The organism is Streptomyces sp. NPDC006450 (assembly GCF_040612195.1).
In the GTDB taxonomy this organism is placed as follows: domain Bacteria; phylum Actinomycetota; class Actinomycetes; order Streptomycetales; family Streptomycetaceae; genus Streptomyces.
Genome location: NZ_JBEXPT010000057.1, coordinates 18,524 through 39,869 on the forward strand (window position 1 = coordinate 18,524; position 21,346 = coordinate 39,869).

At 71.1% G+C, this 21,346-nt stretch carries 15 protein-coding genes and 1 riboswitch; of the genes, 11 read left to right on the forward strand and 4 right to left on the reverse strand.

The features are described from left to right. Window positions 1-179 precede the first annotated feature (179 nt). From ABZY57_RS18700 to ABZY57_RS18715, 4 genes are all read left to right on the forward strand, one after another. A complete protein-coding gene (locus tag ABZY57_RS18700) occupies window positions 180-1,580 on the forward strand; it encodes an extracellular solute-binding protein (protein ID WP_356513223.1) in 1,401 nt (466 codons plus the stop codon). A gap of 105 nt (window positions 1,581-1,685) precedes the next feature. Then, complete coding sequence (locus ABZY57_RS18705) at window positions 1,686-2,594, forward strand: sugar ABC transporter permease (protein WP_356513225.1); 909 nt, start codon at window positions 1,686-1,688, stop codon at window positions 2,592-2,594. A gap of 14 nt (window positions 2,595-2,608) precedes the next feature. After that, window positions 2,609-3,484, forward strand: coding sequence for a carbohydrate ABC transporter permease (locus ABZY57_RS18710; protein WP_356513227.1), 876 nt, complete (start codon window positions 2,609-2,611; stop codon window positions 3,482-3,484). Window positions 3,485-3,552: 68 nt separating this feature from the next. Beyond that, complete coding sequence (locus tag ABZY57_RS18715) at window positions 3,553-5,160, forward strand: glycoside hydrolase family 13 protein (protein WP_356513229.1); 1,608 nt, start codon at window positions 3,553-3,555, stop codon at window positions 5,158-5,160. Between the two features lie 189 nt (window positions 5,161-5,349). Here ABZY57_RS18715 and ABZY57_RS18720 read toward each other — a convergent pair whose 3' ends face one another. After that, the gene (locus ABZY57_RS18720; protein ID WP_356513231.1) at window positions 5,350-6,603 is read right to left on the reverse strand and encodes a citrate synthase; all 1,254 of its coding nucleotides are present in this window, start codon (window positions 6,601-6,603) and stop codon (window positions 5,350-5,352) included. A 55-nt stretch (window positions 6,604-6,658) separates the two neighbouring features. Between ABZY57_RS18720 and ABZY57_RS18725 the strand changes: the two genes are divergently transcribed. Continuing rightward, window positions 6,659-7,834, forward strand: a complete 1,176-nt coding sequence (locus ABZY57_RS18725) for a citrate synthase/methylcitrate synthase (protein WP_356513233.1) — start codon at window positions 6,659-6,661, stop codon at window positions 7,832-7,834. Window positions 7,835-7,854: 20 nt separating this feature from the next. Continuing rightward, on the forward strand, window positions 7,855-8,955 hold the full coding sequence (locus tag ABZY57_RS18730; protein ID WP_356513235.1) for a GTP-binding protein: 1,101 nt from the start codon (window positions 7,855-7,857) through the stop codon (window positions 8,953-8,955). 18 nt (window positions 8,956-8,973) lie between these two features. On the opposite strand, the gene ABZY57_RS18735 is transcribed toward ABZY57_RS18730, so the two are convergent. Both ABZY57_RS18735 and ABZY57_RS18740 read right to left on the reverse strand, forming a co-directional pair. After that, complete coding sequence (locus tag ABZY57_RS18735) at window positions 8,974-11,064, reverse strand: restriction endonuclease (RefSeq protein ID WP_356513237.1); 2,091 nt, start codon at window positions 11,062-11,064, stop codon at window positions 8,974-8,976. 116 nt (window positions 11,065-11,180) lie between these two features. After that, a complete protein-coding gene (locus tag ABZY57_RS18740; RefSeq protein WP_356513239.1) occupies window positions 11,181-13,637 on the reverse strand; it encodes a DNA topoisomerase IV subunit A in 2,457 nt (818 codons plus the stop codon). A 259-nt stretch (window positions 13,638-13,896) separates the two neighbouring features. Between ABZY57_RS18740 and ABZY57_RS18745 the strand changes: the two genes are divergently transcribed. The 4 genes from ABZY57_RS18745 to ABZY57_RS18760 all read left to right on the forward strand — a co-directional run bounded on the left by ABZY57_RS18745 (window position 13,897) and on the right by ABZY57_RS18760 (window position 18,736). After that, on the forward strand, window positions 13,897-15,276 hold the full coding sequence (locus tag ABZY57_RS18745) for a pitrilysin family protein (protein ID WP_356513241.1): 1,380 nt from the start codon (window positions 13,897-13,899) through the stop codon (window positions 15,274-15,276). 20 nt (window positions 15,277-15,296) lie between these two features. After that, complete coding sequence (locus tag ABZY57_RS18750; protein ID WP_356513251.1) at window positions 15,297-16,664, forward strand: pitrilysin family protein; 1,368 nt, start codon at window positions 15,297-15,299, stop codon at window positions 16,662-16,664. A 240-nt stretch (window positions 16,665-16,904) separates the two neighbouring features. Then, window positions 16,905-17,064, forward strand: a riboswitch (cyclic di-AMP (ydaO/yuaA leader). Between the two features lie 12 nt (window positions 17,065-17,076). Next, the gene (locus ABZY57_RS18755) at window positions 17,077-17,871 is read left to right on the forward strand and encodes a M23 family metallopeptidase (RefSeq protein ID WP_356513243.1); all 795 of its coding nucleotides are present in this window, start codon (window positions 17,077-17,079) and stop codon (window positions 17,869-17,871) included. A 199-nt stretch (window positions 17,872-18,070) separates the two neighbouring features. Then, complete coding sequence (locus ABZY57_RS18760) at window positions 18,071-18,736, forward strand: GntR family transcriptional regulator (RefSeq protein ID WP_356513245.1); 666 nt, start codon at window positions 18,071-18,073, stop codon at window positions 18,734-18,736. 319 nt (window positions 18,737-19,055) lie between these two features. Here ABZY57_RS18760 and ABZY57_RS18765 read toward each other — a convergent pair whose 3' ends face one another. Then, complete coding sequence (locus ABZY57_RS18765; RefSeq protein WP_356513247.1) at window positions 19,056-19,337, reverse strand: HPr family phosphocarrier protein; 282 nt, start codon at window positions 19,335-19,337, stop codon at window positions 19,056-19,058. 184 nt (window positions 19,338-19,521) lie between these two features. On the opposite strand from ABZY57_RS18765, the gene ABZY57_RS18770 reads away from it, so the two are divergent. Then, window positions 19,522-21,346: GNAT family N-acetyltransferase (locus tag ABZY57_RS18770; RefSeq protein WP_356513249.1), on the forward strand; the 1,825-nt coding region annotated here is incomplete at its 3' end.

Here is a 21,346-nt window from a genome sequence, read left to right on the forward strand (position 1 = left end):
CGCTGACGTTTCGGGGCCCTGTTTTGCGTTCTCCGCCGGAGTCGTCCGGCGTCCCGCTGCCAATCTCTTGCGAAATCTGCGCGAGATATTGCGTTCATCTGTCGGTGGTGGTTGAGTGTGCCGCGCTCGCCTCCACACACGCCCCACGCCTCCTGCTCGATGCTCGAAGGGGACCACCGATGAGAACCAACATCCGTCGCACCACCGCGACCGCCCTCGTCTCGGCGCTCGCCGTCACCGCCCTCGCGGCCTGCGGCACGAGCAGCAGCGGGGACGACACCAAGAACCAGCCGTCCGGCGGTTCCACGGACGCCTCCGCACCGCTCGACCCGAAGACCAAGGTCACCATCTCCATCGACTGCATGCCGCCCGCGGCGAAGGCCGCCGAGCTCAAGCAGTGGAAGGAGGACGTGACGGAGTTCAACAAGACCTACCCGAACGTCACGATCGACGGCCGTTCCACCCCCGGCCAGTGCCTGGAGCCGCCGCGGTTCACGGCGATGCTGAAGGCCAAGTCGCAGCCCGACGTCTTCTACGCCTACTTCACCGATCTCAAGCAGGTGCTGGACAACGACGGCGCCGAGGACATCTCGGCCTACGTCACGGCCCAGTCGGTCCCGGGCTTCGGCGACATCGACAAGAACGTCGTCAACACCCTCAAGCAGGACGGCAAGCTCTACGGCCTGCCCACCAGCAACTACACGATGGGCCTGCTGATCAACCGCAAGCTCTTCCAGCAGGCGGGCCTCAACCCCGACCAGCCCCCGCGCACCTGGGACGAGGTCCGCGCGGCCGCCAAGAAGATCGCGGCGCTCGGCAACGGCACTGCCGGCTACGGCGAGTACAGCGTCGAGAACACCGGCGGCTGGCACTTCACGGCCGCCATGTACGGCATGGGCGGCGACGTCGTCGGAGCCGACGGCAAGGCGGCCTTCAACAACCCGACCGGCAAACAGATCGTGGACAACCTCCACGCCATGCGCTGGGAGGACGACAGCATGGGCAAGACCCAGCTGCTCAAGTGGGGTGACCTGCAGAAGCAGATGGCCTCGGACAAGCTCGGCATGTTCCTCGCCGCGCCCGACGACATCACCTACATGGTCCAGCAGCTGTCCGGCAAGTACGAGAACTTCGGCATGGGCCCCATCCCCGGCGGCGCCGCGACGCTGGCCGGCGGCAACGGCTACATGATCAAGAAGGGCAGCTCGCCGGACAAGGTCAAGGCCGCCATCGCCTGGCTGAACTTCAAGACGCTCGCGGTCGGCAAGGGGCAGTTCCAGTACGACCGTTCCAAGGCCGACGGCCTGCCGGTCGGGCTTCCGCAGCCCGCCTTCTTCACCGGCGCCAGCAAGGCCAAGGACGACGAGCTGAAGGCCGCCAACGCCACCATGCCGGTCGCCAACTTCAAGTCCTTCCTGGACAACCCGGTGGCCGGCAAGGCCGAGCCGGCGAAGGCCCAGGAGGTCTACAAGGTCCTCGACAAGGTGATGTCGGCGGTCCTGACCAACAAGGACGCCGACTCGGCGCAGCTCCTCGCGGAAGCCGAGAAGGCCGTCAACCAGGTGCTGGCCAACCAGTAGCGGCCCCGGCCGGGGGAGGTCCGGGCGGCCTCCCCGGCCCGGACCCGCCCGCAGGCCCCGTACCCCGCAAATCGATGGCGACGACCCACCAAGGAGCGAGCGGCGATGTCGGCTCCCACCCTGTCCGGTACCTCTCGTGAGGAGTTCTTCCGGGCGTTCAAGCGGAACCTCTCGGCCCACGGCTTTCTGATCGGCGCCGTCCTCTGCTTCTCCTTCTTTTCCTGGTACCCGATGGTCCGGGAGTTCCTCCTGGCCTTCCAGAAGACCGAGGGCGGAGCCGTCCAGTGGGTCGGCTGGGACAATTTCCGGTACGTCTTCAACGACCCGGCGTTCTGGCAGGCCTGGCGCAACACCCTGCTCTTCAGCGGGCTCGCGCTGGTCCTCGGCTTCGCCGTCCCGTTCGTGGTCTCGATCGTGCTCAATGAATTCCGGCACGCGCAGGGTTACTTGCGCCTGCTGGTCTACCTCCCGGTGATGATGCCGCCGGTGGCCTCGATCCTGCTCTTCAAGTACTTCTACGACCCCGGATACGGGGTCTTCAACAGGATTCTGGAATTCCTTCACCTGCCGGCGCAAGACTGGCTGCAATCCACCGATACCGCGATGCTCTCCGTGGTCATCGCTTCGACCTGGATGAACATGGGCGGCGCGACCCTGATCTACCTGGCTGCCCTCCAGGGCGTCCCCGGGGAGCTCTACGAGGCGGCGGAGCTCGACGGAGCCGGGGTGCTGCGCAAGATCTGGCACGTCACGATCCCGCAGACCAAGCTCATCCTCTCGCTGATGCTGCTCATGCAGATCATCGCGACGATGCAGGTGTTCGTCGAACCGTTCATGCTCACGGGCGGCGCCGGCCCCGAAGGGTCGACGACCACCGTCGTCGTCCTCATCTACCAGTACGCCTTCAGTTTCAACCAGTACGGCGGCGCCGCGGCCCTGGGCCTGTGCCTGCTCGTCCTGCTCGCCGGCTTCTCCGCCGTGTACGTCCGGCTGAGCCGCGACAACGAGAACTGACGGGAGCACCTCACATGTCAGAGCGCACGCTGATATCGCCGGCCCAACTCGGCCGCACCCGGGGCAAGATCGCCTACTGGACCGTCCTGGCCGCGGTCGTGATCGGCTTCACGGTCGTCTTCCTCGGGCCCCTCTACTGGATGGTCGTCAACGGGCTCAAGAGCACAGCGGAGTTCACCCAGGTCCCGCCCACCGTGGTGCCGGACTCCCTGCACCCCGGAAACTACTCGGCGGCCTGGAAGGTCATGGACCTCGCCAAGCTGCTGTTCAACACCCTCTACTACGCCTTCGGCGCCCTCGCCTTCCAACTCGTCCTCGACGTGGCCGCCGCCTACTCGCTGTCCAAGCTCCGCCCGGTCTTCGGCAAGGCCGTCCTCGGCATGATGCTGGCGACCCTGATGATCCCGGCCACCGTCCTCGTCGTCCCGCAGTACCTCACGGTCCTGGACATGCCGCTGATCGAGCGGAACCTGCTCAACACGCCCTGGGTGATCTGGCTGCCCTCGGTGACGAACGCCTTCAACATCTTCCTTCTGAAACGATTCTTCGACTCCATCCCCGGCGAGATCCTCGATGCCGCCGCCATCGACGGAGCCTCCTCCCTGCGCACGCTGCGCTCCGTGGTCCTGCCGATGTCCCGGCCCGTCCTCGGCGTCGTGTCGATCTTCGCCATCGTCGGGGTCTGGAAAGACTTCCTCTGGCCCATGCTCACCCTCCCCGACCCGGCCCTGCAGACGCTCAACGTCGGCATCTACTCACTCGCCAGGGGAGTGCCCGAGAACCATCTCGTCGCCGCGCTCGCGATGGCCTCGGCGCCCACGCTCATCATCTTCCTGATCTTCCAGCGCAACATCATGAGCGGCCTGACAGCAGGCTCCCTCAAGGGGTGAGCACCACCCCGCACCGCTGCCGTGCCCGGTCGCCCCCTGTGAAAAGAACGCTGTGAAAGGACCCCTCCGTGGCTGACTTTCCCCTGCCCGAAAACGCCGCCGACTGGTGGCGTTCGGCCGCCATCTACCAGGTGTACGTACGGAGCTTCGCCGACGGCGACGGGGACGGCACCGGTGACCTGGTGGGCGTCCGGGCCCGCCTCCCCTACCTCGCCGAGCTGGGCGTCGACGCCCTGTGGTTCACCCCCTGGTACCTCTCCCCGCTCGCCGACGGCGGCTACGACGTCGCCGACTACCGCACCATCGACCCCGCCTTCGGCACCCTCGCCGAAGCCGAGAAGCTCATCGCCGAAGCCCGCGAGCTGGGCATCCGCACCATTGTCGACATCGTCCCGAACCACGTGTCCGACCAGCACGCCTGGTTCAAGGCCGCCCTGGCCGCCGGTCCCGGCAGCCCCGAGCGGGAGCTCTTCCACTTCCGGCCCGGCCGCGGCGAGAACGGCGAACTGCCACCGGGGGACTGGCCCTCGCAGTTCAACGGAGCGGCCACATGGACGCGGGTACCGGACGGGGAGTGGTACCTGCACCTCTTCACCCCGGAGCAGCCCGACCTCAACTGGGACCACCCCGCCGTCCGCCGGGAACACGAGGAGGTCCTGCGGTTCTGGTTCGAGCGGGGAGTGTCCGGCGTACGGATCGACTCCGCGGCCCTGCTCGCCAAGGACCCGGCCCTGCCCGACCTGGCCGGCCGCTCGCCCGAGCCCTGGCCCGGCGAGGTCCACCCCTACATCGACCGCGACGACCTGCACACCATCTACCGCTCCTGGCGGGCCATCGCCGACGAGTACGGGGCCATCTTCGTCGGCGAGGTCTGGCTGCCGGACTCCGAGCGCTTCGCCCGCTACCTGCGCCCCGACGAACTGCACACCGCCTTCAACTTCTCCTTCCTCAGCTGCCCGTGGGACGCCGGCCGGCTGCGCACCTCCATCGAGGAGACCCTCGCCGAGCACGCCCCCGTCGGAGCCCCGGCCACCTGGGTGCTGTGCAACCACGACGTGACCCGTACGGTCACCCGCTACGGGCGCGCCGACACCGGTTTCGACTTCGCCACCAAGGCCTTCGGGACCCCCGCCGACCTGGCCCTCGGCACCCGGCGGGCCCGCGCCGCCGCGCTGCTGACCCTCGCCCTGCCCGGCGCCGTCTACGTGTACCAGGGCGAGGAACTGGGGCTTCCCGAGGCGGACATCCCGCTCGGCCGGATCCAGGACCCCATGCACTTCCGGTCCGGTGGCACCGACCCCGGACGGGACGGGTGCAGGGTCCCGCTGCCGTGGACCGCCGAGCTGTGGAACGAGCCCTGGCTGCCCCAGCCGGAGAGCTGGCCGCAGTACGCCGCGGACCGGCAGGACGGCGACCCGGACTCGATGCTCACCCTCTACCGGACGGCCCTCGGGCTGCGCCGCGCCGCGGCCGGCTTCGGCGGCGGATCGCTGGACTGGCTGGCCGCCCCGCCCGGGGTGCTCGCCTTCAGCCGCCCCGACGGGCTGGTCTGCGTGGCCAACCTGTCCCCGGAGCCGGTCCCGCTGCCGGCCCACACGAGCCTCCTGCTCGCCAGCTCCCCACTGGATGCGGACGGGCTGCTGGAGCAGGACACGGCGGTCTGGCTGCGGACCTGACGCCGCAGCCGGACCGTCCGAACCATCCGTCCCTCGCGCCCCACCTCAACAGCGCCTTCCCGCAGTCGGTGACGGTCGACCTCGGCGCCGCCACTGCGGCCGGCCTTCACCGGCACCACCGGCTGGCCGGCCGGCCAGCTACGCGAGTTCGAGGCCTACGCCGGCTGAGCCTCCCCGCGCACCCGCCCGTCACGGCAACGGCTGTGGCGGGCGGGGTCCGTGGTACTGCCCGCTCGGTCGCATCCGCAGCGGGCGCTCCTCGTACTCCTCCAAGGCGTGCGCGATCCACCCGGCCGTACGGGCCACGGCGAAGACGGTCTCCCCGGCCTCCGGGGCCATCGCGCAGGAGACCGTCAGCACCGCCAGCGCCAGGTCCACATTGGGGTACAGGCCGCCGCCGTGCCGGGCCATCACCCCGGCCACCTCGCGCGCCGCGTCCAGTGCCGGACCGGCCTGCGCCAGCGGCTCCAGCCGCGCGAACAGGGCCGTCGCCCGCGGATCCTCGCCCTCGTACAGCCGGTGCCCGAGCCCGGGTACCCGGCTCCCGGCCCGCAGGTACTCGGCCACCACCGGAGCCGCGCCGCCCCGCTCCAGCACCTCCACCAGCATCCGGTGCGCGAGCCGCCCGGCCGCGCCGTGCAGCGGGCCTTCGAGCGCGCCGAGTCCGGCCGAGACCACCGCGTACGGATGCGCGCGCGCCGACGCGGCCACCCGTACGGCCAGCGTCGAGGCGGCCAGGTCGTGGTCGGTCAGCAGGGCCAGGGCCAGGTCCAGCACGGCCAGCGCGTCCGGATCGGGGTCCAGGGCGGAGAGCCGGGGCCACAGCTGCCGGGAAAGGCGGCCGTCCCCGCCCCACTGCGCCGGGCCCACCTCGGGCAGGGCGCCGACCAGGGTGGGGATCAGGGAGCGGGCGCAGCCCAGTACGGACGGCCCGGACAGGTCGAAGCGCAGCGGGTCCGCGACCGCCGCGGCCGCGACGGCCACCCGCAGCCGGTCGATCGGACCGCTGTGCTCGGGCAGCGCGGAGACCGCCCGCCGGGCCGCGGCGAGCGACTCCGGGGGAGCGGTGAACCGGGCCCCGTGCACCAGGGTCCCCGTCCAGAGCCACTCGGCGACCTCCTCGTAGCGGTACCGCGAGGCCAGCTCCACGGCGTCCACCCCGCGGAAGTAGTAGCGGTCGGCCTCGATGAGGGTGAGCGCGGTGCGGACGGAGAACTCGCCGGCGGAAGCGGCGGTACCGGAGGGCCCCGCCGCCTCGCGCCGGTTGCGTCGGGCCAGGGCCTCCACCTCGCGGGCGTCGAAACTGCTGCCGCGGCCGACCGGGTCGCGGCGGCTCGTGAGCTGACCGCGGCTGACGTACGCGTAGACGGTCGCGGGTTTCACGCCCAGCAGTCGGGCCGCCTCCTGGGTGCCGATCCTTCGCCCATCGGACTCCTCGTTCATGACGCACACCCTATATATATTGATTCAATCAATATTGACACTGATTGATTCCATCATGGATGGTCGATCCATGAACACCACCCTGACACCTGCCGAAAGCCCCCGCGGACTCGCGGGAGTCGTGGTCGCCGAGACCCAGCTCGGTGACGTCCGAGGCCGTGAGGGCTTCTACCACTACCGCCAGTACTCGGCCGTCGAGCTCGCCGGGAGCCGCACCTTCGAGGACGTGTGGCACCTGATGTTCCGCGGGGCCCTGCCCGCCGACGCCGCCGAACGGGCCGCCTTCGCCGCCGAGATCGCCCCGCTGCGCCGCCTCCCCGCCGAGGTCCGGGAAGCCCTGCCCGCCCTGGCCCGCGCCACCGCCCTGTCCGGCCCGCTCGCCGGACTGCGCACGGCGCTCTCGCTGCTCGGCGCCTCCGCCGGCTTCCGCCCGGTCTACGACCTGACCCCCGACCGCCGGGCCGCCGACGCGCTGGCCGCCTGCGCCGCCGTACCGACCCTGATCACCGCCCTGTACCGGCTCGGCCAGGGGCTGGAGCCGGTGGAACCGCGGGACGACCTCCCGTACGCGGCCAACTACCTCCACATGCTGACCGGACGGGAACCCGAGCCGGTCAGGGCCCGCGCGATCGAGAGGTACCTGATTTCCACGATCGACCACGGCTTCAACGCCTCCACCTTCACCGCCCGCGTGATCGCCTCCACCGGAGCCGATGTCGCGGCCTGCCTCACCGGGGCGATCGGCGCGCTCTCCGGCCCGCTGCACGGCGGCGCCCCCAGCCGGGCCCTGGACACCCTGGACGCCATCGGCACGGCCGACCGGATCGACCCGTGGATCCGCGAGCGGGTCCTCGCGGGCGACCGGATCATGGGCTTCGGACACCCCGTCTACCGTACCGAGGACCCGCGTTCTCGGATGCTGCGCGGGATCGCCCTGCAGTTCGGCGGCCCTCTCGTGGACTTCGCGGTGGAGGTCGAGCGGCACGTCGAGGAGATCCTCGCCGAGCTCAAGCCGGGCCGGGAACTGCACACCAACGTGGAGTTCTACGCGGGCGTGGTCATGGAGCTGTGCGGGCTGCCGCGCGAGATGTTCACGCCGACCTTCTGCGCGGCCCGCGTGGTCGGCTGGAGCGCGAACGTCCTGGAGCAGGCCGCCGACTCGAAGATCATCCGACCGGCCGCCCGCTACACCGGACCGACCCCGCCCCAGCCGGTCCCGGCCCTCGGCTGACGCTGGCTACGATCGACCGGGTGAACAGCATCCCCGTCATCGTGCTCGCCGGATTCCTCGGATCCGGCAAGACGACCGTCCTCAACCACCTGCTCGGCAACCGGGGAGGGACCCGGATCGGGGTCGTCGTCAACGACTTCGGCTCCATCGAGGTCGACGCGATGTCGGTGGCGGGCCAGGTCGGCGACTCGATGGTCTCCCTCGGCGGCGGCTGCCTGTGCTGCGCGGTGGACGGCAGCGAGCTGGACGCCTACCTGGAGAAGCTCTCCGACCCCGTCCACCGCATCGACGTGATCGTCATCGAGGCGAGCGGGCTGGCGGAGCCGCAGGAGATGGTCCGCATGCTCGTCGCCAACGAGAACCCGGCCGTCCGCTACGGCGGCATGGTGCAGATCGTCGACGCGGCGGAGTTCGACGCGACCCGGGAGAAGCACCCCGAGACCGACCGGCACCTGGCCGTCGCCGACCTGGTGGTGCTCAACAAGACCGACCGGATCGACGCCGCCGAACGCACCCGGATCGAGGACGCCCTCGCCGCGCTCTGCGCACCGGGGATCCCGGTCGTCGGCGCGGACCACGGGCGGATCGACCCGGAACTGCTCTTCGACCGCCGCCCGTGGACCGAGACGCGCGGACAGCTCTCCTTCGAAGACCTGCTGGCCCAGGAGCACGACCACGACCACGAAGGTGAGCACGCGGGGCACGCCCACGCGGCGTACGAGAGCACGGAGTTCGTCTCGGACCAGGCCCTCAGCCCGCGCCGGTTCATCGATTTCCTCGACCGCCGCCCGGCCGGGCTCTACCGGATCAAGGGCTCCGTCCACTTCGGCGTCCCCGGCCACGAGGAGCGCTACGAGGTCCACGCGGTCGGCCGCTTCCTCCGCTTCGCCCCCCACCCCTGGGGCCGGGGCGAACCGCGCCTGACGCAGCTCGTCCTGATCGGCTCGGGCACCGACGGCCCCGCCCTGCTCCGTGAACTGGAGGCCTGCCGGGAACCGGAGCCGTGGCACGCGCCCCCGGAGAGCATGTGGGGCGTCCTGCGCTACGTACACCGCCCGGCGGCCCCGGAACCGGACCCGGACCCGGACTTGGAGGCCGACCCTGATCCCGAGGACTTCTAGGGGCCGCCCCGCGCGGTGTCAGGCGACCTCGATGCCGAAGTCGCCGAGCAAGGGCTCCAGGCCGCCCGGGTAGCCCTTGCCGCCGACGACGAAGTCCCAGTCACCGCCCGCGCGGCGCCGGAAGGAGCCGAGGACCAGGGCGGTTTCGCCCGCGCGGCCGTCGGACACCTCCAGGCGGCCCAGCTCCTCGCCACCCGGCCCCAGCAGTCGGATCCGGGCGTCGGTGAAACCCGCCAGGTCGGCGTGCGGATTGACCTCGGGGTCGATCGCGGCGACGAGGACCAGCCGGTCGGCGCGCTGCGGCAGGGCGTCGAAGACGACCAGCAACGCTGCCTTGTCGGGTGCCGCATGGGGGTGGGCCCGTACCGAGCCGTCCGGGGTGTTCGGGTTGTTGAAGAACACGAAGTGGTCCTCGCTGAGGACCCGGCTGCCTTCGCAGACCAGCGCACACACGTCCAGCGCGACCGGCCCCGCCCAGGACATGCCGAGCACGTTGTGGTCCGCGGCGGGCTCCGGCTCGGCCGTCCGCTGGGCCGGGACCGAGACCGCCGTGCCCGGGCCGAGACGGCCGCGCAGTCCGTGCTGGTGCAGCAGCTCCACGAGCGCGGCTCCGGGAACCAGCTCCAGCGGCTTGCCGTCGGCGAAGGTGTACGACGTGGGTCCGAAGGTCGCGGTCGTGACCAGCACTCCCTTGTTCGCCCCCTTGTCCTGCACCGTGCCGTAAAGATCCCGGACCGCCGTGGGGGACACGGTGTTGCGGTAGCGCTTGACCTGCACGACGATCCGGCCGCCCGTGATCGGGGACGGGTCGTTCGCCTCGATGTCCACCCCGCCGTCGCCCGACCGCTGCGTGGTCACCGCCTCCATGCCCATTGCCCGGAAGAGCTCCGCCACCAGGTTCTCGAAGGCGATCGGGTCCATCGCGAAGAGGTCCGGCTCGTCCTCGTCGCGGCCCGCGTGCCCGCCGTGACGGACGACGCCGCCGACCTCGCCGGGCCGACGCTCCGGGCGCACGACGGCGGACTGGTCCGGGCGCGGCGACAACTGCCCGCCGAGCCCCTCCACCAGGCAGTCCACCGCGCTCACCAGCTCCAGCCGCAGCCCGGCCAACGCCGACCGCGCGGCCGTCACCGAGGCGAGTACGAGCTGCGCTTCCCTGCCCGTCACCGGATCGTGGGCGTCCACGAAACCGTTGACGACGACGGAATCCAGTACGCCGAACTCGTCGGCCGCGTACAGGTCGTGCACCACCAGCAGCACGCACTGCGCCAGCAGGTCCCGGTAGATCGCCCGCCGCTGCGTGGCCGGGCGGGCCGTCTCCCTGTCCTGGTCCGTACTCGGCACGTACCGCACCGACTTGGTCTCCGGCACCACCTCGTAGCCCGGCAGTTCCCAGTCCAGCACCAGCTGGCGCCGCGCCGGGTCGTAGGCGGCCGACACCTGTCGCGGCAGATTCTCCGGCCAGCCGGCCGAGGCGTACAGGGCGGCTGAGAAGTACTCCACCGCGGCCTCCGCGTCGCCCGCGCGCAGCGCGACGGCCAGCTCGGTGAGCCCGCCGTTGTGCCCGCGGATCCCGGCGAGCTGCTCCGCCGCCCAGCGGTCGTACTGCTGCCGGTACGCCGCCAGCTGCTGCCGGCGCTGCGCCTCCGCGGCCTGCGCCGCCTGCCAGGCCTGCGTGTACCGGGCGTGCGCCTCCCGCTCCGCCTGCGCCCGCCGGTTCGAGCCCAGCGTCCAGCCGCTGCTCTGCTGCTGGAAGTGGTGCAGCTGCGGCAATGGCACGGGATGTGCCAGGGTCCCGGGATCGAAGGGTTCGAGCTGCTCGGGCCTGACCAGGGAGGCCAGCCGGAACGCCGGGGCCCGGCAGCCCGCGGCCAGAAGTCCCTGCAGGGCCGCGAGCTGGGCATCGAGGTGCTCGGTCGCCCTCCGCGCCTCGGCCTCGCGGTGCTGTTTGTAGGCGGCCTGCTGCTCGCGCTGCCCCCGGGCCACGTCCCGTTCGAACGCCCGCTGCCGTCGCTCGGCCTCACGCTGCTGGATCAGCTGCGTCCGCTGATCCCGGCGCTGGGCCTCCGCCCAGTTCCCGATCAGTCCGCTGCTCGATCGACGGCTCATCAGCTCTGTTCTCCCGCCCCACCCACCAGTGCCAAGAGGGAAAACACTAGTCGCCATTCGGGTGGTACGTCCCTCGGACGTACCACCCGAATGATCGCGTACCGCCTACGGCCCTCCTACAGCGCGGCCCCCGCCAGCGCCGCGACCACGGCCGGGAGCGCCGTGCCCGAGCCGTCACGGCGCGGGTCGACGGCCGGCAGCAGGGCCGGAGTTCCGTTCGCCGCCGCCGCGCGCACCGGGGACGCACCCGCCCAGGCCAGCAGCAGGACGTCCTCGCCCTTCAGGAACCGCTGGCAGCGCACGCCGCCGGTGGCCCGGCCCTTGCGCGGGTACTGGTCGAACGGGGTCAGCTTTCCGGACTGCATCGAGTCGTCCAGCGTCCCGTGCGAGCCCGCCACCGTGAACACCACGGCCTCGCGCGCCGGATCCACCGCCGAGAAGTGGATCACCTTGGCGCCGTCCGCGAGCTTGATACCCGCCATGCCGCCCGCCGGGCGGCCCTGCGGGCGGACCTGGGCCGCCGGGTAGCGCAGCAGCTGGGCGTCGTCGGTGATGAAGACGAGGTCCTCCTCGCCCGTGCGCAGCTCGACCGCTCCGATGATCCGGTCACCGTCCTTGAGGGTGATGACCTCCAGCTCGTCCTTGTTGGCCGGATAGTCCGGCACGACCCGCTTGACGACGCCCTGCTCGGTGCCGAGCGCCAGGCCCTGCCCCGACTCGTCGAGCGAGGTCAGGCAGATGACCTGCTCGTCCACCTCCAGCCCGGAGAGGAACTCCGAGACCGGGGCGCCGCCCGCCAGGTTCGGCGAGGCGTGGGTGTCGGGCAGCTGCGGCAGGTCGATCACCGACAGCCGCAGGAGCCGCCCGTACGAGGTGACCACGCCGATGTCGGCCCGCGCGGTCGCCGCGACCTGCGAGACGATCAGGTCGTGCTTGGCACGGGCGCCGCCCTCCTCCTCGGGAAGCGGCTCCGCGTTGGCCGTACGGGCGAGCAGGCCGGTGGAGGACAGCAGCACCCGGCACGGGGTGTCCTCGACCTCCAGCGGGACCGCCGCGACGGCCGTCCCCGCCGACTCCAGCAGCACCGTACGGCGCTCCGTGCCGAACTTCTTCGAGACCGCGGCCAGTTCCGCTGAGACCAGCTTGCGCAGCTCGCTGTCGGAGTCCAGGATCCCCGTCAGCTCGTCGATCTCGCCGGCCAGCCGGTCGCGCTCGGACTCCAGCTCGATCCGGTCGAAGCGGGTGAGCCGGCGCAGCGGGGTGTCCAGGATGTACTGGGTCTGGATCTCGCTCAGCGAGAAGCGCTCCATCAGGCGCTCCTTGGCCTGAGCGGAGTTGTCGCTGTCCCGGATGATCCGGATGACCTCGTCGATGTCGAGCAGGGCCACCAGCAGGCCCTCGACCAGGTGCAGCCGGTCCTGCCGCTTGCCGCGGCGGAACTCGCTGCGCCGGCGCACGACCTCGAAGCGGTGGTCGAGGTAGACCTCCAGCAGCTCCTTGAGGCCCAGCGTCAGCGGCTGCCCGTCCACCAGCGCGACGTTGTTGATGCCGAAGGTCTCCTCCATCGGCGTCAGCTTGTACAGCTGCTCCAGCACGGCCTCGGGGTGGAAGCCGTTCTTGATCTCGATGACCAGGCGCAGGCCGTGCGAGCGGTCCGTGAGGTCCTTGACGTCCGCGATGCCCTGCAGCTTCTTCGAGCCGACCAGGTCCTTGATCTTCGCGATGACCTTCTCGGGACCGACCGTGAAGGGCAGTTCGGTGACGACCAGCCCCTTGCGGCGCGGGGTCACGTCCTCCAGCGCCACCGTGGCACGGATCTTGAAGGTGCCACGGCCGTTCTCGTAGGCGTCCTTGATGCCCGAGAGGCCCACGATCCGGCCGCCGGTCGGCAGGTCGGGACCCGGGACGAAGCGCATCAGCGCCTCCAGGTCCGCGTCCGGGTAGCGGATCAGGTGGCGGGCGGCCGCGACGACCTCGCCGAGGTTGTGCGGGGCCATGTTGGTGGCCATGCCCACCGCGATCCCGGACGCGCCGTTGACCAGCAGGTTCGGGTACGCCGCGGGCAGGACGACCGGTTCCCGCTCCTGACCGTCGTAGTTCGCGGCGAAGTCGACGGTGTTCTCGTCGATCCCGTCCGTCATCAGTGACGCCGCGTCGGCCATCCTGGACTCGGTGTAACGCATGGCGGCCGGCGGGTCGTCGTTGCCGAGCGAGCCGAAGTTGCCGTGGCCGTCGACCAGCGGGAGCCGCATGGAGAAGGGCTGCGCCATGCGCACGAGGGCGTCGTAGATCGACGCGTCACCGTGCGGGTGCAGCTTGCCCATGACCTCACCGACGACACGCGCGCACTTCACGTAGCCGCGGTCGGGACGCAGGCCCATCTCGTTCATCTGGTAGACGATGCGCCGGTGCACCGGCTTCATGCCGTCGCGTGCGTCGGGCAGGGCGCGGGAGTAGATCACCGAGTACGCGTACTCGAGGAAGGAGCCCTGCATTTCGTCGACGACGTCGATGTCGAGGATCTTCTCCTCGAAATCCTCCGGCGGCGGGGTCTTCGTGCTGCGGCGGGCCATCGCTGCGCGGCTCCTTAACCAAGAATCGGGATGAGCTGAGCTCTCACGGGGTGGGGCGGGTGGTGGGGCTGGGACGGGGCCGGTACGGGGGCGGACCGGTTTCGGACACGGGTGACGCGGACCATTGTGTCCCGAGGCACCGACAACGCCGACTCCGACCCAGGACTGGGCCGGGAACTTCTCCGTGTCCCGACACGCTTGCATACAGTGGCAGGTCTGACAGGAATCTCTGCATCGCGATCGAAGGGACCACATGCCCATGGGTCACACGGCCACCGCTCACGCCGGCTCCGGCGGCCTCACAGCGACCGAGCACCGGCTGGCCAACGGCCTGCGCGTGGTGCTGTCCGAGGACCACCTGACCCCGGTCGCCGCAGTCTGCCTCTGGTACGACGTCGGCTCGCGCCACGAAGTCAAGGGACGTACGGGCCTGGCTCACCTCTTCGAGCACCTGATGTTCCAGGGCTCGAAGAACGTCTCCGGCAACGGCCACTTCGAACTGGTCCAGGGAGCCGGCGGCTCCCTCAACGGCACCACCAGCTTCGAGCGGACCAACTACTTCGAGACGATGCCGACCCACCAGCTGGAGCTCGCGCTGTGGCTGGAGGCGGACCGGATGGGCTCGCTGCTGGCGGCCCTGGACGACGAGTCCATGGAGAACCAGCGCGACGTCGTCAAGAACGAGCGCCGCCAGCGGTACGACAACGTCCCGTACGGCACGGCCTTCGAGAAGCTGACGGCCCTGGCCTACCCGGAGGGCCACCCGTACCACCACACCCCGATCGGTTCCATGGCCGATCTGGACGCCGCGTCCCTGGAGGACGCGCGCGCGTTCTTCCGTACGTACTACGCGCCCAACAACGCGGTGCTCTCGGTCGTCGGCGACATCGACCCCGAGAAGACGCTCGCCTGGGTCGAGAAGTACTTCGGCACCATCCCCGGCCACGACGGCAAGCAGCCGCCGCGCGACGGCTCGCTGCCCGAGATCATGGGGGAGCAGCTGCGCGAGGAGGTCGTCGAGGAGGTTCCGGCCCGCGCGCTGATGGCGGCCTACCGGCTCCCGCACGACGGCACCCGCGAGTGCGACGCCGCCGACGTGGCGCTGACCGTCCTGGGCAGCGGAGAGTCCTCCCGGCTCCACAACCGCCTGGTGCGCCGCGACCAGAGCGCCGTCGCGGCCGGTTTCGGCATGCTGCGCCTCGCCGGCGCGCCCTCGATGGGCTGGCTGGACGTCAAGACCTCCAGCGGGGTCGAGGTCCCCGAGATCGAGGCGGCCGTCGACGAGGAGCTCGCGCGGTTCGCCGCCGAGGGCCCGACGGCCGAGGAGATGGAGCGCGCGCAGGCCCAGCTGGAGCGCGAGTGGCTGGACCGGCTGAGCACGGTGGCCGGCCGCGCCGACGAACTGTGCCGCTTCGCAGTGCTGTTCGGCGACCCGCAGCTCGCCCTGACCGCCGTCCAGCGCGTCCTCGACATCACTGCCGAGGAGGTGCAGGCCGTGGCCGCGGCCCGACTGCGCCCCGACAACCGCGCGGTGCTCGTCTACGAGCCGATCGCGGCCGACGAGACCGACGAGGCCGGCGAGCCCGGCGACAACAGCGCGACCGACGCGAGCGACGAGAACGAAGGGGCGGAGCAGTGAGCGACACCGCAGCCGTCACGATGACCTTCCACCCGCGCCCCGAGGCCGGCGAGCCGCAGCCGTGGGCCTTCCCGGCCCCCGAGCGCGGGGTACTGGCCAACGGCCTGACCCTGCTGCGCTGCCACCGCCCGGGCCAGCAGGTGGTCGCGGTCGAGATCAACCTCGCCGCCCCGCTCGACGCGGAGCCCGAGGGCCTCGACGGCGTGGCCACGATCATGGTCCGGGCCCTGTCCGAGGGCACCGACAAGCACTCCGCCGAGGAGTTCGCCGCCGAGCTGGAGCGCTGCGGCGCCACCCTCGACGCGCACGCCGACCACCCCGGCCTGCGGGTCTCCCTGGAGGTCCCGGCCTCCCGCCTGCACAAGGCGCTGGGCCTGGTCGCCGAGGCCCTGCGCTCGCCGGCCTTCTCCGACGCCGAGGTGGACCGCCTGGTGCGCAACCGGCTCGACGAGATCCCGCACGAGAGCGCCAACCCGCAGCGCCGCGCCGCCAAGCAGCTCTCGAAGGAGCTCTTCCCGGCCTCCCTGCGGATGTCCCGCCCGCGCCAGGGAACCGAGGAGACGGTCGCCCGCATCGACTCCGTGGCCGTACGCGCCTTCTACGAGGCCCACGTGCGCCCCGCGACCGCCACCGCGGTGGTCGTCGGAGACCTGACCGGCATCGACCTGGACGCCGTCCTGGCCGACACCCTGGGCGCGTGGACCGGTGACACCACCGCCCCGCGCCCGGTCCCGCCGATCACCGCCGACGACACGGGCCGCGTGGTCATCGTCGACCGGCCCGGCGCGGTGCAGACGCAGTTGCTGATCGGCCGCATCGGCGCCGACCGGCACGACCGGGTCTGGGCGCCCCAGGTGCTCGGCACGTACTGCCTGGGCGGCACGCTCACCTCCCGGCTGGACAAGGTGCTGCGCGAGGAGAAGGGGTACACCTACGGCGTGCGCGCCTTCGGCCAGGTGCTGCGCTCCACCGCCGACGGCAAGGGCGCCTCGATGCTCGCCATCAGCGGCTCGGTGGACACCCCGAACACCGGCCCGGCCCTGGAAGACCTGTGGACGGTGCTGCGCACCCTCGCGGCGGGCGGCCTGACCGACGCCGAACGGGACGTGGCCGTGCAGAACTTGGTGGGCGTCGCCCCGCTGAAGTTCGAGACGGCGGCCTCCGTCGCGGGCACGCTCGCCGACCAGGTGGAGCAGGAGCTCCCGGACGACTACCAGGCGCAGTTGTACGCGCGGCTCGCCGAAACCGGGACGGTGGAGGCCACTTCGGCGGTCGTGAACGCCTTCCCGGTGGACCGCCTGGTCACGATCCTGGTCGGCGACGCCTCGCAGATCGAGGAGCCGGTGCGGGCCCTCGGGATCGGTGAAGTGAGCGTGGTCACCAACTGACCGTCCGTTGACTGCCGGCGGGTCGACAACTGACCCGCCGCACAACGGGATCCGGTAGGGGACTCCGGCGGCTTGTCCGCTGGAGTCCCTTTTGGGTTTTCTGTCCTCTTTGGTGGTGTGGTTGCTTGTATGTGGTGTGGCGTACGCAACAAAAGGGCGAGTCTGTTTGGCGATTGACTGATGATCCGCCTAGCGTCGGCCGTGCTGTTCGTCAGTTGTCACCGCCGCATCCGCGGCACCGGACAGCAATCGCCGAGTCCCCGTCAGGCGCGAGCCTGGGGAGCCGGGGACCCACATGTGTCCCTGGGGTGAATCGGACCGCCTCGCAAGAGGGGGCCCGTAGGAGACCTTCCTGCTCCGAACCCGTCAGCTAACCCGGTAGGCGAGAGGGAAGGAAAGGATCAAACCCTTCATGGCGTTTGGCAGTCGTGCCGCCGGCAAGCACCGTGGTTCCAGTCGTCTGAGCCGCAGGACCGCCGGTTATGCCGGCATAGCCGCCCTCGCCACCACTGGTGTCGTCGGCTCCCTGGCCGGTCCCGCGTTCGCCGCGGACCAGTCCCCCTCGATCGAGGACACCGGCGCCCTCAACACCATCGTGGTGGCCGACGAGCTCGCCGGTGACGTCGAGGCCCAGGCCCAGTCCCAGCAGCGCGCCGCCGAGGCCGCCGCCGCCAAGGCGCAGGCCGAGGCCGACGCCAGGCAGCGGGCCGCCGAGGCCAAGGCGAAGGCCGAAGCCCAGGCCAAGGCCGAGCGCGAGGCCGCCGAGCGCGCCGCGCGCGAAGAGGAGCGCAAGCGCCTCAACACCTTCGTGTCCCCGATCGACGGCTCCTACGTCAGCACGCAGTACCACGCGGGCGGCGCCATGTGGTCCTCCGGCAGCCACACCGGCATCGACTTCCACGCGGACTCCGGCACCTCTGTGCGCGCGGTCGGCCTGGGCACCGTGGTCGAGGCGGGCTGGGGCGGCGCATACGGCAACAACGTCGTCATCAAGCACGCCGACGGCACGTACACGCAGTACGGCCACCTTTACTCGGTGGGCGTCAGGGTCGGCCAGCAGGTCACCCCGGGCCAGCAGATCGGCCTGTCGGGCAACACGGGCAACTCCAGCGGCGCGCACCTGCACTTCGAGGCCCGCACCGGCGCCGACTACGGCTCGGACATCAACCCGGTCGCGTACCTGCGCTCGCACGGCGTCACCCTCTGACCCACTGCCCCAGCGCACGACTTCCGCGAAGGCCCCGGCTCTCTTCGAGCCGGGGCCTTCGTGCTTCCCGCTTCGTGCTTCTCGCCTCGCGCTCTGAGTTCTGTGAATGTTTCGTATTTCCGGCCGTCCTCGGAAATTATCGTGTGTTGCAATAGAGTCGCAACGCGCACAGTCATACGAAAAAGGCGGAGGTCCGGTCTTGCGTATTCCCGCGCACACGGTATGCACAGCGATCCGCGACGACATCGTCTCCGGAGTGTTCGGGCCCGGCGGCCGGCTGACCGAGGAGGTGCTGGCCCGCCGGTACGGAGTCTCGCGCGTCCCGGTGCGCGAGGCGCTGCGCACGCTGGAGTCCGAGGGGTTCGTGACCACCCGGCGGCACGCGGGCGCCTGTGTGGCCGAGCCGACGGAACAGGAGGCGGCCGATCTCCTGGAGCTGCGGATGCTCCTGGAGCCCCTCGCGGCCGCCCGGGCGGCCCGGCGGCGCAGCGAGGCCCACCTCAAGGTGCTGCGCGGCCTGGTCAGGCTGGGCCAGGAGCGGGCCAGGAGGGGGCAGGGGGAGGATCTGCGCTCCCTGGGCGGCTGGTTCCACGAGACGCTCTCCCAGGCCTCGGGCAGCCCCGGGCTGATCGCCCTGCTCACCCAGATGCGCCACAAGGTGGCCTGGATGTACGTGGTGGAGGCCCCGGTGCGGCCCGTGGAGTCCTGGGCGGAGCACGGCGCGATCGTGGACGCGGTGGCCCGGGGCGACGCCGAGCGGGCCCGGGCGCTGACGGCGGTGCACGTGGACCGGGCGGCGGGGGCGCACCGGATGCGCGTGAGGACTTTGCAACCTGCCGTAAACACGGCGAGCGTTCCGCATTAACAAACGCCGTATACAAAGGTGGGATATCCGGGCCGGGTAATCGACGCCCGTGCCCCGCGTGCCATTCCATCGGAATTCGATCCGCCGGAATCGAGCGTACCGGAATTGCGGTGTGCGCATTTCTGCCGGAGTCGAAGACGGGCGGTCGACGAGGCGACGGGTCGAAGCGTCGGCGGGCCGAGGTACCGAAGAGCCGCCGGGCCGACGGGCCACGGGCCGGCCGGATTCCGCACGGAAAGCAGTGAAGCCGTTGCCCCCGACCTCGGCGGTCGGGGGCAACGGCTTCGCCGTGCAAGTCCTGCGGGTCGAACCCGAAGGGTCAGACGGTCTCGGGGAGCTCCTCGAGCCCCTCGGCGACCAGCTTCGCGAGGCGGTCCAGCGCGACCTCGGCGCCGTCGGCGTCGGACGAGAGGACGATCTCCTCGCCACCCTGGGCGCCCAGGCCCAGAACCGCCAGCATGGAGGCGGCGTTGACGGGGTCGCCGCCCAGCTTCGCGATGGTCACCGGGACGCCGGAAGCGGTCGTCGCGCGGACGAAGATCGAGGCGGGACGAGCGTGCAGGCCCTCGGCCCAGCCGACGTTGACGCGGCGCTCTGCCATGGTGATGCCCTTCAGGTTCTTACGGTTGTCTAGACCAGTCTCTCACGGCGTCCGGAATGGTCGAACCGACCTTCGGCCCGAGTTTCCCGCCAATCGACCTACCCCAGCTTGCCCTGATTCGAGCCAGCTTGCCCGATGCGCCGCGCCCAGGCCAATCGGACCGTTCGAGCCTTAAGGTGACCCCATGACGACCGAGTCCGACCCCTCGTACCCGGATCACTGGGAAGCCGACGTCGTCCTTCGGGACGGCGGAACGGCCCGGATCCGGCCCATCACCACCGATGACGCGGGCCGGCTGGTCAGCTTCTACGAGCAGGTCTCGGACGAGTCCAAGTACTACCGGTTCTTCGCTCCCTACCCCCGGCTCTCCGACCGCGACGTGCACCGCTTCACGCACCACGACTACGTGGACCGGGTCGGCCTGGCCGCGACGATCGGCGGCGAGTTCATCGCCACCGTCCGCTACGACCGGATCGGCGCCGACGGCCGCTCGGCCACCGGGCCCTCCGATGAGGCCGAGGTCGCCTTCCTCGTCCAGGACGCCCACCAGGGACGCGGAGTCGCCTCCGCCCTGCTCGAACACATCGGTGCGGTCGCCCGCGAGCGCGGGATCCGCCGCTTCGCGGCCGAGGTGCTGCCCGCCAACAGCAAGATGATCAAGGTGTTCACCGACGCCGGCTACCAGCAGAAGCGCAGCTTCGAAGACGGCTCCGTCCACCTCACCCTCGACCTCGAACCGACCGCCGAGTCCCTCGCCGTCCAGCGCGCCCGCGAACAGCGCGCCGAGGCCCGCTCCGTCCAGCGACTGCTGACCCCCGGCTCGGTGGCGGTGATCGGAGTCAGCCGTTCCCTCGCGGGCGTGGGCGCGGCGGCCCTGCGCAACCTGCGCGACAGCGGCTTCCACGGCCACCTCTACGCCGTCAACGAGGCCGTCACCCGCGATCTCCTCGACGGCGTGCGGGCCTATCCCACCCTCGGCGCCGTCGGCGCCCCGGTCGACCTCGCCGTCATCGCGGTCCCGGCGGACAGGGTCCCGGACGCCGTGGCGGCCTGCGGTGAGCACGGGGTGCAGGGCCTGGTCGTCCTGTCCGCCGGATACGGGGAGAGCGGGGCCGAGGGCCTGGCCCGCCAGCGCGAACTGGTGCGGCAAGTGCGCTCGTACGGGATGCGGCTCATCGGACCGAACGCCTTCGGGGTGATCAACACGGCCCCCGAGGTGGAGCTGAACGCCTCCCTGGCCCCCGCTCCGGCCCCCGCGCGGGGGAGAGTCGGCCTCTTCACCCAGTCCGGGGCGATCGGCATCGCGCTGCTCTCCGGGCTGCTGCGGCGCGGGGAGGGCCTGTCCTCCTTCGTCTCCGCCGGAAACCGTGCCGACGTCTCCGGCAACGACATCCTCCAGTACTGGTACGACGACGAGGCGACCGATGTCGCGCTCATGTACCTGGAGACCCTGGGCAACCCGAGGAAGTTCACCCGGCTCGCCCGGCGCACCGCGGCCGTCAAGCCGGTGGTCGTCGCCAAGGGAGGCCGGCACACTCCCGCCGGACACGTGGTCCCCGGCACCCGGCTGCCCGAGGCGACGGTCTCGGAGCTGCTGCGGCAGGCCGGCGTCATCCGCGTCGACACGGTGACCGAGCTGGTGGACGTCGGCCTGCTGCTCGCCTCGCAGCCGGTACCGGCCGGGCCGCGGGTGGCCATCCTCGGCAACTCCGAATCGCTCGGGGTCCTCACCTACGACGCCTGCCTGACGGAGGGGCTGCGGCCGCTGGCGCCGCTCGACCTGACCACGGCCGCCTCGCCGGAGGACTTCCGCACGGCCGTCTCCGCGGCGCTGGCCTCGCCGGACACCGACGCCGTCATCGTCACCGCGATCCCGTGGGTGAGCGAGCACGCCCTCGCCGACGATCTCGCCGAGGCCCTGCGGGCGGCCGCCGCCGGGCACCCGGGCAAGCCGGTCGCCGTGGTCCACGTGGAGCTGGGCGCCCTGGCGGAGGCGCTCTCGGCGGCCA